This is a genomic window from Burkholderia puraquae (assembly GCF_002099195.1).
Taxonomy (GTDB): Bacteria; Pseudomonadota; Gammaproteobacteria; order Burkholderiales; family Burkholderiaceae; genus Burkholderia; species Burkholderia puraquae.
In genome coordinates this window covers 36373-50425 of sequence record NZ_NBYX01000032.1, presented here as the reverse complement: position 1 = coordinate 50425, position 14053 = coordinate 36373, and the positions used below count along the sequence as shown (strand labels likewise).

Below are 14053 nucleotides of genomic sequence, written 5' to 3'. Positions count from 1 at the left end.
GTCGCGCCCTGAATCTTGCTCTGTGATTCGTGCCGGCAAACCGGGGGCACATCAATTGAAGATAAACGGACAAAATGTGCGCGCCGGCTGTTCCAGCGCGGTTTTCGTCATCGTCCCGTCCCCCTTTTGCTGCACCGCGGATGCGACAAATCGCCGTCCTGACGTTTTTTTGCATTCGAAATATTGCGTCGCACCATCGCCGTGTGTATAGTTGGAACTGTCTCCTCCATGTCTCCTCCTGATATGGATTAAGCCCGTTCCGCTCTGCGTGAACGGGCTTTTTTTCGTCTGTCGATTGTGCCGCGTTCCGGCGGGCGGCGCAGGCGCGATGCGTCTACACTCGATGCTCGTCGACTGCGAAGGAGTGCCTGCCCATGAAACCGACCATCCGCGCGATCGATCACATCGTGCTGCGCGTGACCGACATGGCCGCGATGACGCGCTTTTACTGCGACGCCGTCGGTTGCCATGTGGAGAAGGAACAGCCCGATCTGGGCCTGGTGCAACTGCGCGCCGGCGACGCGCTGATCGACCTGCTGTCGGTCGGCGGCCCGATCGACCGGCCCGACAGCGGCCCGCCCGGCACGGGACGCAATCTCGATCACTTATGCCTGCGCGTCGAGCCGTTCGATCCCGACGCGTTGACCGCCCATTTCGCCGCGCACGGCGCCCGGCCTGACGCGCCCGCGGAACGCTACGGCGCCGGCGGCTACGGGCCGTCGATCTACCTGTTCGACCCGGAAGGCAACATGCTCGAATTCAAGGGGCCGCCGGCCGCGATCGGCTGAACGCGGCTGAACGCGGCTGAGCGCGGCCGGCGCGCGGGCCGTCACGCGTCGGCGCGCGCCTTCAGCACGGTCCACTCGACCGCGACCGGATCGTGGTCGGCGCTCGAGATCCACGCGGCGCCGTCCTGCACCGTGCACTGCAGGCGCATCGTGCGCTCCGCGAGCTGCCCGAGCGCGGCCGCGACACCGTCGGCCAGCGACAGCACCTGCACGTTGCGCAGCCGCTCGACCTTGCTGCGCACGCCCTGCCACCAGATATCCGACGTCTTGCCGCCGTATGCGATCACCGTGACCTGCCCGGCGCGGCCGGCCGCCTTCGAGATGCGCCGTTCGTCGGGCTGGCCGGCTTCGATCCAGACGTCGATCGCGCCCGTCAGGTCCTTCTGCCACAGGTCGGGCTCGTCGACGTCCGACAGCCCCTTGCAGAATTCGAGCCGCTCGTGCGCGAACAGCGCGAACGCGACGATGCGCACCATCATCCGGTCGTCGGTTTCCGACGGATGGCGCGCCACCGTCAGCGCGTGATCGGCGTAGTAATGCCGATCCATGTCGGCGATTTGCAGTTCGGCTTTGTAGATCGTGGATTTCAGCGCCATGCGGATGCGGCCCGGGCGGGCGTTCGGTTCGGTCGGGCCGTGATGATACCGAATGCGCGCCGTCCGGCGCGTGTCATGTGCAATCCACAGCGCAACGGCCCGGCATGGGCCGGGCCGTGTTCGGTTCGCGCCGCCGGCTCATCAAGCCGGCACGCCCGCGCGTCGTCTGACGGCGCGGTGAATGGACGTTTATTGCTTGACGAAGCGCGAATCGGTCCAGAGCCCCTGTTGGTCGCTGTTGTCGGCGCTGACGAACTGCACGTCGCCCTGGTCGACCGACACCACGCGGAAGCGCTGGCCTTCCGGCACCGACAGGCAGCGGAAGTCGTCGAAGTATTGCTGCTTCGCCTGCGACTTGCCGTCACGCTCGTGACTCAGTACGGAGTCCAGATTGTCTTTCGACAGGCAGCCCCATGCGTTCTTCGTCAACTGGATTTCCTGCGTCGGCTTGACGGCCGAATCGCCGCCGGCCTGGGCAATCGACACTGCGCAAAATGCGCCGACGAGGGCAAAAAGGATACCGGTACGCTTCATCATGTTCTGTCTCCAGGCTTGCGGGCACCAGGCTCGGGTTAGCTATGTGTTTAAAGGTGATCGTCAACCCGCATTTTTCACTTTAGAAGACCGCCAAGCGATAGCAAGCACATTTGTTGTGCGACCGCAATAGCGGCGGATTGTCGCACCCCGTGCGCAGCCCGTTTTTCGCGCCGGACGCAGGCGAGACGACATGCGCCGCACGACGGGCAGGCCCGCGTCGCCGGGCTGAAAGCGTTGCGCAGCAACACTTTCAGCAAAGTTACAATGCGGCGATTGAACGGTTTGGATAATCCATTTCGCTATCCGGATCATTTTGATGCGTTGCACATAAAGTCATCCGAAACGATTCGACTTTACCGCAACGCGGAATCGCATTTCCCTGATACAAGAAAAATGCCAGGTATAAGCGAATCCGTATTTATCCGTACTTCTCGGCATGGATTCAGCGCCCGCGGAAGCCCCGCCGCAAGCGCCTTTCGCCAGCGTGTTTACCCTGCTTTATTCGCGCTGGATTGCTGGTGCTCGAAATAATCGCGCTGGAAGATGCACATGCGATAAGCGTTGTGATACGCGCCGTTTCCGAAAAATTCTTCCTTTAATTCGGCCTCGTGCTGGAATCCGCATTTCTCGTACACGTGAATCGCCGCCGCATTCGACGTATCGACGATCAGGTACAGCTTGCGCATGTTCAGTACCTTGAACGCGTACTCGATCGCCAGGCGCGTCGCCTGGCCCGCATAGCCGCGCCCCTGGCATTGCGGCGCGATGATGATCTGGAACTCGCCGCGGCGGTGGATATAGTCGAGCTCGATCAGCTCGACGAGGCCGACGAGCTCGCCTTGCGCGTCGACTGCGACGAAACGGCGCTCGCGCTGGTCGTGCACATGGCGGTCGTACAGTTGTGACAGTTCGGAGAAGGTTTCGTACGGCTCCTCGAACCAGTAGCGCATGATCTTGGCATCGTTGTTCAGTTCGTGGACGAAGCGCAGGTCCTGGCGCTCCAGCGGCCGCAGCGCGAGCGTATTGGTATCGTTCTGGAGTTGCATGTTCATGTCCTTTTTGAGGCCGGCGCACGTGCGGAACGCCCGCATCCGGGCCTGTTTCGCACTGTAAGAAATTGAACGCGGGCGAAGTTCAGAGCCTAGAATGGGAGCAAGGGTTCCTGCCACCGCAAGGAGGCTATCGTGATCGAGCAAGTCATACTCGGAATTTTCCTCGTGCTGCCGCTCGTAATCGTGGCGGCGCTGTTTTCCGACGAACTTTGGCAGGAACATCGGCGCCAGCATCCGCGCGACGAAAACGCACCGCACATCGACTGGAAGCATCCGTGGCGCCGCGTGCGACGCGGGCATTGAGCCGATCGCCGTTCATCCATGGGGCGCGCCGGCCCGGCCGCCCCGGCATGTGAACGCGCGACGCGCCCCGTTACGCACCCGAATTCCGCCTCGATCCGATTCCCGCTCAACCCGCTCACTCCGCGAGACGCCGCCGTGAACGACCAGCCCGCCCAGCCTCCGCACGACATTCCCAGCGAAACGATCGACCTGCAGATCGCCGACGTGCTGGCGGCCGTCCGCTACCCGGCCAACAAGGATGCGATCGTCGATGCCGCGCGCGACGCCGGCGCCAGCAACGAAGTGCTGTCGATGCTCGACGGCCTGCCCGAACAGGACTACGCGGACGTCAACGCCGTCACGCACTGGGTCGCCGGCAACTTCGGCCCCGGCCTCGGGGTTTGAGCGCGCACGCATAACGCGATAGGATCAGGCCGCACCGGCCGCAAAGCGGCCGGCTGCCTGTCGCCCGGCACAAGACCGGGCGTTTCCGCGTACGTGCCCGGGGAACCCCATGGAAGGCATCCTGATCCAGCACACGACACGCCGTCAGCTCTGGTTCGGCACACTGACGGCGCTCGTCATCGTGCTCGCGCTCGGGATCGCCGCGCCGCACGCGAACGTCGCGCTGCCGGCCGTCGAGCCCTTCATGCCGATGTGCGCGCTCACCGTGTTCACGACCGCGAGCATCGCGGCGTTCTTTCTCGGTGCGCAGTTCACCGTGACGCGCCAGCCGGTGCTCGGCGCGCTCGGCGGCGCCTACGCGTTCACCGCGCTTGCCGTCGCGCTGCAGCTGCTCACCTTTCCCGGCGTATTTGCGCCGCATGGGCTGTTCGGCGCGCAACCGCAAAGCGCCGCGTGGATGTGGATCTTCTGGCACGCCGGGTTCCCGGGTTTCGTGATGGTCGCGCTGCTCGCACGCGAGCGGCTGACGCGCGCACCGATCGGCGCGAAGCAGACACGCTGGTGGACGCTCGCACTGGTCGGCGGGCCGGCTGTCGCCGCCGGGGTGCTGTGCCTGTTCGCGCTGAACGTGGCGCTGCCGCCTGCGTTTCATCCGCCGGGCGAAGCGGCCGTGCTGCCCGTCAACGGCGTCGCACTGGTCGTGTGGCTGCTCAATGCGCTGGCGCTCGTTGCCGTGCTGGCCACCGGCCGGCTGCGCACGACGCTCGACCTGTGGCTCGCGATCGCGATGCTCGCATGCCTCACCGACACGACGCTGAACCTGATGAGCACCAGCCGCTTCACGGTCGGCTGGTATCTCGCGCGCATCTTCAGCATGTTCACGCCGGGCGTGCTCGTGTGCGTGCTCGCGTGGGAAGTGACGATGCTGTACCAGCGGCTGTTCGAGGCGCACGCGACGCTGATCCGTTCGTCCGCGCGCGACGGCCTGACGGGCGCGTTCAACCGCATGCACTTCAACGATCATTTCCACGCGCTGTTCCTGCAGGCGCGACGGCAAGGCGAACCGCTGTCGCTGCTGATGGTCGACGTCGACCGCTTCAAGGCATACAACGACGCGTTCGGTCACGTGAAGGGCGACGCGTGCCTGATCGCAGTCGCGAACGCGCTGGCCGGCGCGGTGAGGCGGCCAGCGGACATCGTCGCGCGTTACGGCGGCGAGGAGTTCGCGATCGTGCTGCCGAACACGGGCGCGCGCGGCGCGCGAGTCGTTGCCGACGAGGCGCGCGAAGCGGTGCTGCGGCTCGATCTCGCGATGCCAACGTCGCCCGCCGGGCGCGTCAGCGTCAGTATCGGCTGCGCAACCGTGTCGGCCGACGATCTGTCGACACCCGATGCGTTGATCGAAGCCGCCGATGCCGCGCTGTATCGGGCGAAGGATACGGGACGAAACAGGGTCGTCACCGCCTGAAAACGTCTGCTGTTTCAGGGATTCCTCGGGGATTTGTTACGGTCATTGTGACCGGAATAATCCGCCGTTACGGATTGCCGAGCAGGGAAACGATCGCTTACAGCCGGTGTTGCAGGCGCTCGCTATGCTGGGTTCCATATTGAACCCGAGCAGGTGAACGCGATGAAGAAGACCCTTTTGCTGATTGCCAGCGTCGCCGTGCTGTTGAGCGGCTGTATCGTGGTGCCGGATGGTGGCGGGTATTACGGTGGTGGCGGGTATTACCATCACCGTCATTGGGATTGATGCGGGTGAGGGTTCGGAGGGGTCGATCCGGGCCCTCACGCAATCAGGCCGGCGAGGTTCGTTCGGCATGCATCAGAAATACCCGTAGGACGGCAAGCGTTTCGTAGTGGAGACGCTCGAGGCGCGCATCCTTTTCGGCATCTTCGATCAGATTGCGCGCGGCAACGAATTGGCGGGGTTCGCCGAGCAGTTCGGCCATGTCGATCTGGAAGTAAGCGCGATCCCCATACGGCCGCTTGCCATCGATATAGGGCATTGGCCAGAAGTCGCCCGCTCCCAGCACATCGTCGATCGAACGCGCATCGACAGTCGTCCAGTTGGTACCTGTAGGACAGGATGGGGAGAGAAGGTCTGGTTACGGTGAGCGGCCCGCTCACTTCCCAATACAAAACCTGCTGAAAATCACTCCCAGCAGATCGTCGGAAGTAAATTCCCCGGTAATCGAATTCAGTTGTTCCTGCGCGAGCCGCAGTTCCTCGGCAAACAGATCGAGTGATTGCGCGCGCTGCTCCGCGTGATCCGCCGCTTGCGCCAGATGCTCCTGCGCGGCCCGCAACGCGATCAGATGCCGCTCGCGCGCGAGATACACGCCCTCGGCCCCCGCCTGCCACCCCGCGATCCGCAGCAGCTCCGCGCGCAGCATGTCGATCCCGTCGCCGCGCTTGGCCGACAGATGCACCTCGGTCAGATCGCCTTCCGCCGCCGGATGCTCGACACACGCCGCCACCCCGGTCAGATCCGTCTTGTTCAGCACGCGCACCACCGGCACGCCGCCCGGAAACCGCGCAGCGATCGTCTCGTCATCCGCCGTCATCCCGGTGCGCGAATCCAGCAGATGCAGCACGACATCCGCCCGCTCGATCTCGCTCCACGTGCGCGCAATGCCGATCCGCTCGACCTCGTCCTCCGTCTCGCGCAACCCGGCCGTATCGATGATGTGCAGCGGAATTCCTTCCACCTGGATCGTCTGCGCAACCTTGTCGCGCGTCGTGCCCGCAATCGGCGTGACGATCGCCAGCTCCGCGCCGGCCAGCGCATTCAGCAGCGACGACTTGCCGACGTTCGGCTGCCCCGCGAGCACGACCGACAGCCCTTCGCGCAGCAACGCCCCCTGTCGCGCGTCGCCCAGCACGTGCGCGAGCTGCGCGCGAATCTTCGCGAGCTTGCCGCGCGCGTCGGCCGCCTCCAGGAAATCGATCTCTTCTTCGGGAAAATCGAGCGTCGCCTCGACCAGCATCCGCAGCGTGATCACATCTTCGACGAGCGCATGGATCTGTCGCGAGAACGCGCCGTCAAGCGAACGCCCGGCCGAACGCGCCGCGGCTTCGGTGCTCGCCTCGATCAGGTCGGCAACGGCCTCGGCCTGCGCGAGATCAAGCTTGTCGTTCAGGAACGCGCGCCGCGTGAATTCGCCGGGCTCCGCGAGCCGCAGCCCGAAACCGCGCCCCGCATCGAGGCACCGCTGCAGCAGCAGTTGCATCACGATCGGCCCGCCATGCCCCTGCAGTTCGAGCACGTGCTCGCCGGTGTACGAATGCGGCGCCGGGAAATACAGCGCGATCCCGCGGTCGAGCGGCGCGCCGTGTGCGTCGAGGAACGGCACGTAGCTCGCGTGGCGCGGTGCGAGCTTCTGCCCGCACAACGCGTCGATCAGCGGCAACGCGGCCGCCTCTCCACCACGCCCGAACGACACGCGGACGACCCCGATGCCACCCCGGCCGGCAGCAGTGGCAATGGCGACGATCGGATCGGAATCGGTAGCGAGCATGGAATCGAATGAATCGGGTGATCAGTGAATATGGTGCGCCCGCGCAACAGTTCGGGCACAGGAACGCCGGCATTGTAGCGTGCCGGCACACACGCCACCGGCCGCCGCACAGGATTCGGACATGCTCGAATTTATCCCGCCGGGGATAAGCCAAGTATCAGCCCAGCGCAATGCCACGGCCACCGTTTCGGACGAGTATGCCTGCTGGAGCGGCCCAACGCCGTGGCCCTCAATTCCACCACCCACCCGATCAAGACCGGGATTCGTCTGAAGGAGATATGTTTATCCCGAACGGTTGTCTGAAACGCGGCGATGGAATTGCACAATCTCCCCCATGCCGACATCCGAAGAAAAAGCCGCGTTCTCGGAACGCCTGAAATTCGCCCTGCGGCGCAGCCCGGAGAAGGTCACCGGTGCGACGGAGCTGGCGAACCGATTCAATCTGCGCCACCGCGGAGCGCAGCCCGTTTCGCCGCAAACCGCGCATAAATGGCTGACGGGCCGCACGATTCCGACGTCGGACAAACTCGCTACGCTCGCCGAATGGCTGCGCGTCGAAGTCCACTGGCTGCATTACGGCCCGTCGCCGAGCGTGATCGAACACCCGACGCCGCAACCGCTGCCGCGCGACGAGCGCTATCCGCCGACGCCCGAGACGATCGAACTCGCGTCGAAAATCGAAGCGTTGTCGCCGCATCATCGCTACCTCGTGCAGGAACTGGTCGAGCAGTTCTACGGCGACTCGGGCGAATCGAAGAAGGGCTGAGCCCGTACCGGGGCCGCAAAAAGCAAAAAGCCGCATGGGCGAACCATGCGGCTTTTTTGCGTGCCTCGCGCGGGCGGCTCGCCGCCCGCGTGAGCAACGGGCGTCAGGCCGGCTTCTTCTTGGCCCCGCCGAGCTTGCGCGTGATGTAGTACTGCTGCGCGATCGACAGCACGTTGTTCACGACGTAGTACAGCACCAGGCCGGCCGGGAAGAAGAAGAACATCACCGAGAACGCGATCGGCATGAACTTCATCATCTTCGCCTGGACGGGGTCCGGCGGGGTCGGGTTCAGGCTCGTCTGCACGTACATCGACACGGCCATCAGCACCGGCAGGATGAAGAACGGATCGCGCTGCGACAGGTCGTGGATCCACAGAACCCACGGCGCGCCGCGCATTTCGACCGAGGCGAGCAGCACCCAGTACAGCGAGATGAACACCGGGATCTGGATCACGACCGGCAGGCAGCCGCCGAACGGATTGACCTTCTCGGTCTTGTACAGCTCCATCAGCGCGGCATTCATCTTCTGCGGATCGCTCTTGAAGCGTTCGCGCAGCGCCTGCATGCGCGGCGTGATTTCCTTCATGCGCGCCATCGACTTGTAGCTCGCGGCCGACAGCGGGAAGAACACGGCCTTGATCAGGATCGTCAGCAGCACGATCGACCAGCCCCAGTTGCCGATGTAGCCGTGGATCTTCTCGAGCAGCCAGAACAGCGGCTTCGCGATGATCGTCACCCAGCCGTAGTCCTTCACGAGTTCCAGGCCCGGCGCGATGCCTTCGAGCATGCGCTCTTCTTCCGGACCGGCGAACAGGCGCGCCTGCACGTCGGCCGACTGGCCCGGCGCGATCGCGGCGACCGGCTGCTTCACGCCGACGCGATACAGCGTCGGATCGATCTTTTCAGCGTAGATGTCGCGCTTCACGCCCTGCTGCGGAATCCAGGCCGACGCGAAGTAGTGCTGCACCATCGCAACCCAGCCGTTGTCGGCAGAGGTCACGTAGTCGGCCTTGTTCTTGTCGAGGTCGCTGAAGTTGATCTTCTGGAAGTGCTTCGCGTCCGTGTAGACCGCCGGCCCGAGGAACGTATGCGAGAACATCGGCGTTTCGACGGCCGTGTTGTCGCGGACGAGTTCCATGTAGACCGTCGGCGTGACAGGCGCCGTGCCGACGTTGTCGATCTTCGTATCGACGCCGATCACGTAGCTGCCGCGCGTGAACGTGTAGGTCTTCACGACCTTCACGCCGCCCTTCACCGGCGATTCGAACGACAGCTTCAGCGTGTTCTGGTCGCCCGTCATCGACGTCGAGCCCGCGTTGAGCTGCGAGTAGATGTCGTTGTGGTTCGGGAAATCCCCGCCGAGCAGGCCCGAGCGTGCGAGATACGTGTGGCCGGCCGTGTGGTCGAACAGCGTGATGTACAGGTCCGGCTGCTTGCCGTCGCCCTGCTTCTTCAGCGTCAGCTTCGCGAGCGTGCCGCCGCGCGTGTCGATTTCGCCGTCATACACGTCGGTCGAGAACTTCACGAGCTGCGCCTGGGCGGCCGGTGCCGTCGTCGACGGTGCGGCGCCGGCTGCGGCGGCAGGCACTTCACCTGCGGTCGTCGTCGCGCCCGTGCCCGATGCGCCGCCGGCAGCGGCCGCGGGGGCCGTCTGCGTGGCACTCGGGAAGAACATCGACGGGCGTCCATGGGACCGCTGCCAGTTGTCGTACAGCATGACAGCTGACATGAAGAAGATCACCCATAGGACGGTGCGTTTGATATCCATGCGTTGTCTCAGAGTCGATGGGACCGCGCGTCGGCTTCGCCGCGAGCGCGAGTGTCGGAGTTGGGCGGCGGGACGAGGTCGATGCCGCCCGCGGAAAACGGATGGCATCGGCACACGCGCCTGACGGCGAGATACGTGCCGCGCGCGGCGCCATGATACTGGATTGCCTCGCGCGCGTAATCCGAACAGGAAGGATAAAAACGGCAACGGTTGCCGAGCATCGGGCTCACGGCAACCTTGTAGAAGCGCAGCAAGGCGATCAATACCGTTTCCATACCTTGGGCGGCGCCGTATGACGCCGCGTCAAAACCGGCCGGGCAGGCGCGAACGCCGCACCGGGCACGGATGCGTCACTCGGACGCGGGCTTCGACGCACGGCGGGCGATCTCCCGGACTGCCCTGTCGAGCAGTTCGCGAATCTCGGCCGCACACATCGCCGCGAGCGGGGCGGAAGCCGCGCTCGGCAGCGCTTTCTTGTCGAAGCGCGTGTGCTGCCGCAGCAGCAGGTCGTAACCGGCGAATTCGGCCCGGCGCAGGCGAAACGCATCGCGCGCCAGCCGCTTCACGAGATTACGGGTTACCGCACGCGGCGCATACTTCTTGCCGACGACGAGCCCCAGACGCGCGGGCTGGCCGGTCGGCTTGCCGTAGATCACGAAGTGCGCGGAGCGCCGCCAGGGACGCAAACGAAAAACGGATGAAAATTCATCCGTTTTCAGAAGTCGCGCAGCTTTCGGGAAGGCGGCTTTCGTCTGCGACGGATTCGCACCCGGCTCGACGGCACCTTCCGCAGGACTGCGGACGGCGGACACAGCGCGCAACCTGCCTTAGATGGCGAGGCGCTTGCGGCCCTTCGCACGGCGAGCGTTGATGACCTTGCGGCCACCTGCCGTCTTCATGCGGACACGGAAGCCATGGGTGCGCTTGCGGCGCGTCACGGACGGTTGGTAAGTACGTTTCATGATGTTCTCACTTGTTCGAGAATGTCGAAATTCAGGGGACCGCGTGCCCTAACCGGAGGCATTCGGGCGAACGCAATCGCCGGGAATACAGGATTGGTTTTCGCGGAACCCGCTATTTAAACCGTTTTTCCGTTGACGGTCAATACTTTAGGCGTCGCTCGCCTGTGCCCACCCCGGCGGATCCGGCCCCGCGACCCACAATCACGGCCTGTGGATAACTCCCGCTGTGGCTGCTTTTGGCGTTAGAATCTCGCCTTATCTCCAAGAATCCCGCACGCCGCCTCGGCTCGCGCCTGCCCCTCCAAGACTGTGACGCAGGCGTCCGAGGCACGCTCGCACGACCGCTTCGGGCCTTGTTGCGCCACCGCGACAAGGGCGCCGGCGAGCCGCGCTGTGCATGCAAAAAACGACAGTGACTTGATGAACGATTTCTGGCAACACTGTTCCGCACTGCTGGAGCGCGAGCTGACGCCCCAGCAGTACGTGACGTGGATCAAACCCTTGGCCCCGGTGGCCTTCGATGCGTCGGCGAACACGCTGTCCATCGCCGCGCCGAACCGTTTCAAGCTCGACTGGGTCAAGAGCCAGTTTTCGGGACGGATCTCCGATCTGGCCCGGGATTTCTGGAACGCGCCGATCGAAGTCCAGTTCGTCCTCGATCCGAAGGCAGGCATGCGCAGCGCCGCAGCCGGTGCAGCATCGGCCGCCCCGCGTGCGCCGCTGGCACCGAGCGGCCCTGCCGCCACGGTCGCTGCGATCGCCGCCAACCTGGCCGCGAATGCTTCGGCCGCACCCGCCGCGCCGGCCGACGTGCCGATGACGCCGTCGGCAGCCGCCGCGCACCACCTGAACGCCGACGATGCCGACATCGACCTGCCGAGCCTGCCCGCGCACGAGGCGGCCGCCGGCCGCCGCACGTGGCGGCCGGGCCCGGGTGCCGCGCCGGCCAACGGCGGCGAAGCCGATTCGATGTACGAACGTTCGAAGCTGAACCCCGTGCTCACGTTCGACAACTTCGTGACCGGCAAGGCGAACCAGCTCGCGCGCGCCGCCGCGATCCAGGTCGCGGACAACCCCGGCATCTCGTACAACCCGCTGTTCCTGTACGGCGGCGTCGGCCTCGGCAAGACCCACCTGATCCACGCGATCGGCAACCAGCTGCTGCTCGACAAGGCCGGCGCGCGAATCCGCTACATCCATGCCGAGCAATACGTGTCGGATGTGGTGAAGGCGTACCAGCGCAAGGCGTTCGACGACTTTAAGCGCTACTACCACTCGCTCGACCTGCTGCTGATCGACGATATCCAGTTCTTCTCCGGCAAGTCGCGCACGCAAGAGGAATTCTTCTACGCGTTCGAGGCGCTGGTCGCGAACAAGGCGCAGGTGATCATCACCAGCGACACGTATCCGAAGGAAATCTCGGGCATCGACGATCGCCTGATCTCGCGCTTCGACTCGGGCCTCACCGTCGCGATCGAGCCGCCCGAGCTGGAAATGCGCGTCGCGATCCTGATGCGCAAGGCGCAGTCGGAAGGCGTGAACCTATCGGAAGACGTCGCGTTCTTCGTCGCGAAGCACCTGCGCTCGAATGTCCGCGAACTCGAAGGCGCGCTGCGCAAGATCCTCGCGTATTCGAAGTTCCACGGCCGCGAGATCTCGATCGAGCTGACCAAGGAAGCGCTGAAGGACCTGCTGACCGTGCAGAACCGGCAGATTTCGGTCGAGAACATCCAGAAGACCGTCGCCGACTTCTACAACATCAAGGTCGCCGACATGTATTCGAAGAAGCGCCCCGCGAACATCGCGCGGCCGCGGCAGATCGCGATGTACCTGGCGAAGGAACTCACGCAGAAGAGCCTGCCGGAAATCGGCGAGCTGTTCGGCGGGCGCGATCACACCACCGTGCTGCACGCGGTGCGCAAGATCGCCGACGAGCGCAGCAAGGACGCACAGCTCAACCACGAGCTGCACGTGCTGGAACAGACGCTGAAGGGCTGAGCGCGCGGCGCACTTGATAATTCGGCCTCCGCCCCAATTTAAGGGGGGCGGTTCGGTTTTGAGGCACAATACTGGTTTGACCGCCCCGGTGGTGGCGGGCCAAGAGCCCGGCCGGCGGGGCGCTGCGTGGCTGCTGCGCTGCAGGCCGTTACTCAACGAAGGAACTCTATGCAACTGGTCAAGACCGAACGAGACACCCTCCTCAGGCCGCTGCAAACGGTCAGCGGCATCGTCGAACGCCGCCATACGTTGCCGATCCTCGCCAACCTGCTGATCACCAAGAACGGCTCGGACGTTTCGTTCCTGTCGACCGACCTGGAGCTGCAGATCACCACGCACGCCGATTTCGGCGTCGGCGGCGACCAGGTCGCGACCACCGTCGCGGCGCGCAAGCTGCTCGACATCCTGCGCGCGATGCCTGACGGCCAGGTCACGCTGTCGCTCGCCGACAAGCGCCTCACCGTTCAATCGGGCAAGAGCCGCTTCGCACTGCAGACGCTGGCGGCCGACGAGTTCCCGACCGTCGCGCAGGCGAAGGATTTCGGCGCCACGCTCACCGTCCCGCAGAAGTCGTTCCGCCAGCTGCTCGGCATGGTGCACTTCGCGATGGCGCAGCAGGACATCCGCTACTACCTGAACGGCATGCTGCTCGTCGTCGACGGCGACCAGCTGATGGCCGTGGCCACCGACGGCCACCGCCTCGCGTTCTCGTCGATGAAGCTCGAAGGCGGCACGTTCGGCCGCCAGGAAGTCATCGTGCCGCGCAAGACGATTCTCGAGCTGCAGCGCCTGCTCGAAGACATCGACGACACCGTCACCATCGACATCGCGCAAACCCAGGCCAAGTTCACGTTCGGCCAGGTCGAGCTCGTGTCGAAACTCGTCGAGGGCAAGTTCCCCGACTTCCAGCGCGTGATCCCGAAGGCGCACAAGAACACGTTCGAAATCGGCCGTGAAGAACTGCAGCGCTCGCTGCAACGTGCGGCGATCCTGACCTCGGACAAGTTCAAGGGCGTGCGCTGCATCATCGCGCCGGGCCAGCTGAAGATCATGTCGACCAACGCCGATCAGGAAGAGGCGCAGGAAGAACTCGAAATCGCCTACCAGGGCGATACCGTCGACATCGGCTTCAACGTCACGTATCTGCTCGACGTGCTCGCGAACCTGAAGGTCGACACCGTGCAGGTGAGCCTCGGCGACGCCAGCTCGAGCGCATTGATTACCGTGCCCGAGAACGAAGAGTTCAAGTATGTCGTGATGCCGATGCGCATCTGACGCGCTCGACATCGCGACACACACCAGGGGGCGGCAAGCCCCTTTGGCGTTTTTATGGCGAACCGACAACCCGCCCCTTTGGCGCCTTTTCGGCGCTTGGGGC

At 64.6% G+C, this 14053-nt stretch carries 16 protein-coding genes; 7 read left to right on the top strand and 9 right to left on the bottom strand.

What is annotated here, in order from left to right; all coding sequences use genetic code 11:
- Positions 1 to 374: 374 nt before the first annotated feature.
- Positions 375 to 788, top strand: a complete 414-nt coding sequence (locus B7G54_RS34900) for a VOC family protein (protein WP_085043243.1) — start codon at positions 375 to 377, stop codon at positions 786 to 788.
- 41 nt (positions 789 to 829) lie between these two features.
- On the opposite strand, the gene B7G54_RS34895 is transcribed toward B7G54_RS34900, so the two are convergent.
- The 3 genes from B7G54_RS34895 to speG all read right to left on the bottom strand — a co-directional run bounded on the left by B7G54_RS34895 (position 830) and on the right by speG (position 2967).
- Positions 830 to 1384 carry a YaeQ family protein gene (locus tag B7G54_RS34895; RefSeq protein WP_085043242.1) on the bottom strand — a complete coding sequence of 185 codons (555 nt, stop codon included), beginning with the start codon at positions 1382 to 1384 and terminating at the stop codon, positions 830 to 832.
- 189 nt (positions 1385 to 1573) lie between these two features.
- A complete protein-coding gene (gene sap1 / locus B7G54_RS34890) occupies positions 1574 to 1921 on the bottom strand; it encodes a surface attachment protein Sap1 (RefSeq protein ID WP_085043241.1) in 348 nt (115 codons plus the stop codon).
- Positions 1922 to 2409: 488 nt separating this feature from the next.
- A complete protein-coding gene (gene speG, locus B7G54_RS34885; RefSeq protein ID WP_085043255.1) occupies positions 2410 to 2967 on the bottom strand; it encodes a spermidine N1-acetyltransferase in 558 nt (185 codons plus the stop codon).
- A 444-nt stretch (positions 2968 to 3411) separates the two neighbouring features.
- Here speG and B7G54_RS34880 point away from each other — a divergent pair, with 444 nt between their 5' ends.
- The 3 genes from B7G54_RS34880 (at position 3412) to B7G54_RS40055 (ending at position 5413) form a co-directional block, all read left to right on the top strand.
- Complete coding sequence (locus B7G54_RS34880) at positions 3412 to 3660, top strand: DUF2795 domain-containing protein (RefSeq protein ID WP_085043240.1); 249 nt, start codon at positions 3412 to 3414, stop codon at positions 3658 to 3660.
- Positions 3661 to 3769: 109 nt separating this feature from the next.
- A complete protein-coding gene (locus tag B7G54_RS34875) occupies positions 3770 to 5128 on the top strand; it encodes a sensor domain-containing diguanylate cyclase (protein WP_085043239.1) in 1359 nt (452 codons plus the stop codon).
- Between the two features lie 162 nt (positions 5129 to 5290).
- Positions 5291 to 5413: a hypothetical protein gene (locus tag B7G54_RS40055; RefSeq protein ID WP_269431974.1), complete on the top strand. Its 123-nt coding sequence runs from the start codon at positions 5291 to 5293 to the stop codon at positions 5411 to 5413.
- 43 nt (positions 5414 to 5456) lie between these two features.
- Here the strand turns inward: B7G54_RS40055 and B7G54_RS34870 are convergent, their stop codons facing one another.
- Both B7G54_RS34870 and mnmE read right to left on the bottom strand, forming a co-directional pair.
- Positions 5457 to 5669, bottom strand: a complete 213-nt coding sequence (locus tag B7G54_RS34870) for a hypothetical protein (protein WP_085043238.1) — start codon at positions 5667 to 5669, stop codon at positions 5457 to 5459.
- Between the two features lie 117 nt (positions 5670 to 5786).
- A complete protein-coding gene (gene mnmE, locus B7G54_RS34865) occupies positions 5787 to 7181 on the bottom strand; it encodes a tRNA uridine-5-carboxymethylaminomethyl(34) synthesis GTPase MnmE (protein ID WP_085043237.1) in 1395 nt (464 codons plus the stop codon).
- 334 nt (positions 7182 to 7515) lie between these two features.
- On the opposite strand from mnmE, the gene B7G54_RS34860 reads away from it, so the two are divergent.
- Complete coding sequence (locus B7G54_RS34860; protein ID WP_085043236.1) at positions 7516 to 7947, top strand: transcriptional regulator; 432 nt, start codon at positions 7516 to 7518, stop codon at positions 7945 to 7947.
- Positions 7948 to 8050: 103 nt separating this feature from the next.
- On the opposite strand, the gene yidC is transcribed toward B7G54_RS34860, so the two are convergent.
- From yidC to rpmH, 4 genes are all read right to left on the bottom strand, one after another.
- Positions 8051 to 9715, bottom strand: a complete 1665-nt coding sequence (gene yidC / locus B7G54_RS34855) for a membrane protein insertase YidC (protein ID WP_085043235.1) — start codon at positions 9713 to 9715, stop codon at positions 8051 to 8053.
- 8 nt (positions 9716 to 9723) lie between these two features.
- Positions 9724 to 9990 carry a membrane protein insertion efficiency factor YidD gene (gene yidD, locus B7G54_RS34850; RefSeq protein WP_006750110.1) on the bottom strand — a complete coding sequence of 89 codons (267 nt, stop codon included), beginning with the start codon at positions 9988 to 9990 and terminating at the stop codon, positions 9724 to 9726.
- Between the two features lie 75 nt (positions 9991 to 10065).
- Positions 10066 to 10527, bottom strand: a complete 462-nt coding sequence (gene rnpA, locus B7G54_RS34845) for a ribonuclease P protein component (protein WP_021157986.1) — start codon at positions 10525 to 10527, stop codon at positions 10066 to 10068.
- A 15-nt stretch (positions 10528 to 10542) separates the two neighbouring features.
- Positions 10543 to 10677 (bottom strand): 50S ribosomal protein L34, encoded by a 135-nt coding sequence (gene rpmH / locus B7G54_RS34840; RefSeq protein ID WP_004198824.1) that lies wholly within the window; start codon positions 10675 to 10677, stop codon positions 10543 to 10545.
- A 420-nt stretch (positions 10678 to 11097) separates the two neighbouring features.
- On the opposite strand from rpmH, the gene dnaA reads away from it, so the two are divergent.
- Positions 11098 to 12675 (top strand): chromosomal replication initiator protein DnaA, encoded by a 1578-nt coding sequence (gene dnaA / locus B7G54_RS34835; RefSeq protein WP_217483667.1) that lies wholly within the window; start codon positions 11098 to 11100, stop codon positions 12673 to 12675.
- Between the two features lie 168 nt (positions 12676 to 12843).
- A complete protein-coding gene (gene dnaN / locus B7G54_RS34830) occupies positions 12844 to 13950 on the top strand; it encodes a DNA polymerase III subunit beta (RefSeq protein ID WP_085043233.1) in 1107 nt (368 codons plus the stop codon).
- Positions 13951 to 14053 lie beyond the last annotated feature (103 nt).

Excerpts from the sequence above, each read along its gene's own strand:
- B7G54_RS34900 (WP_085043243.1), top strand. The coding sequence starts at position 375 with ATGAAACCGACCATCCGCGCGATCGATCACATCGTGCTGCGCGTGACC.
- B7G54_RS34895 (WP_085043242.1), bottom strand. The coding sequence starts at position 1,384 with ATGGCGCTGAAATCCACGATCTACAAAGCCGAACTGCAAATCGCCGAC.
- sap1 (WP_085043241.1), bottom strand. The coding sequence starts at position 1,921 with ATGATGAAGCGTACCGGTATCCTTTTTGCCCTCGTCGGCGCATTTTGC.
- speG (WP_085043255.1), bottom strand. The coding sequence starts at position 2,967 with ATGCAACTCCAGAACGATACCAATACGCTCGCGCTGCGGCCGCTGGAG.
- B7G54_RS34875 (WP_085043239.1), top strand. The coding sequence starts at position 3,770 with ATGGAAGGCATCCTGATCCAGCACACGACACGCCGTCAGCTCTGGTTC.
- B7G54_RS40055 (WP_269431974.1), top strand. The coding sequence starts at position 5,291 with ATGAAGAAGACCCTTTTGCTGATTGCCAGCGTCGCCGTGCTGTTGAGC.
- B7G54_RS34870 (WP_085043238.1), bottom strand. The coding sequence starts at position 5,669 with ATGCCCTATATCGATGGCAAGCGGCCGTATGGGGATCGCGCTTACTTC.
- mnmE (WP_085043237.1), bottom strand. The coding sequence starts at position 7,181 with ATGCTCGCTACCGATTCCGATCCGATCGTCGCCATTGCCACTGCTGCC.
- B7G54_RS34860 (WP_085043236.1), top strand. The coding sequence starts at position 7,516 with ATGCCGACATCCGAAGAAAAAGCCGCGTTCTCGGAACGCCTGAAATTC.
- yidC (WP_085043235.1), bottom strand. The coding sequence starts at position 9,715 with ATGGATATCAAACGCACCGTCCTATGGGTGATCTTCTTCATGTCAGCT.
- yidD (WP_006750110.1), bottom strand. The coding sequence starts at position 9,990 with ATGGAAACGGTATTGATCGCCTTGCTGCGCTTCTACAAGGTTGCCGTG.
- rpmH (WP_004198824.1), bottom strand. The coding sequence starts at position 10,677 with ATGAAACGTACTTACCAACCGTCCGTGACGCGCCGCAAGCGCACCCAT.
- dnaA (WP_217483667.1), top strand. The coding sequence starts at position 11,098 with ATGAACGATTTCTGGCAACACTGTTCCGCACTGCTGGAGCGCGAGCTG.
- dnaN (WP_085043233.1), top strand. The coding sequence starts at position 12,844 with ATGCAACTGGTCAAGACCGAACGAGACACCCTCCTCAGGCCGCTGCAA.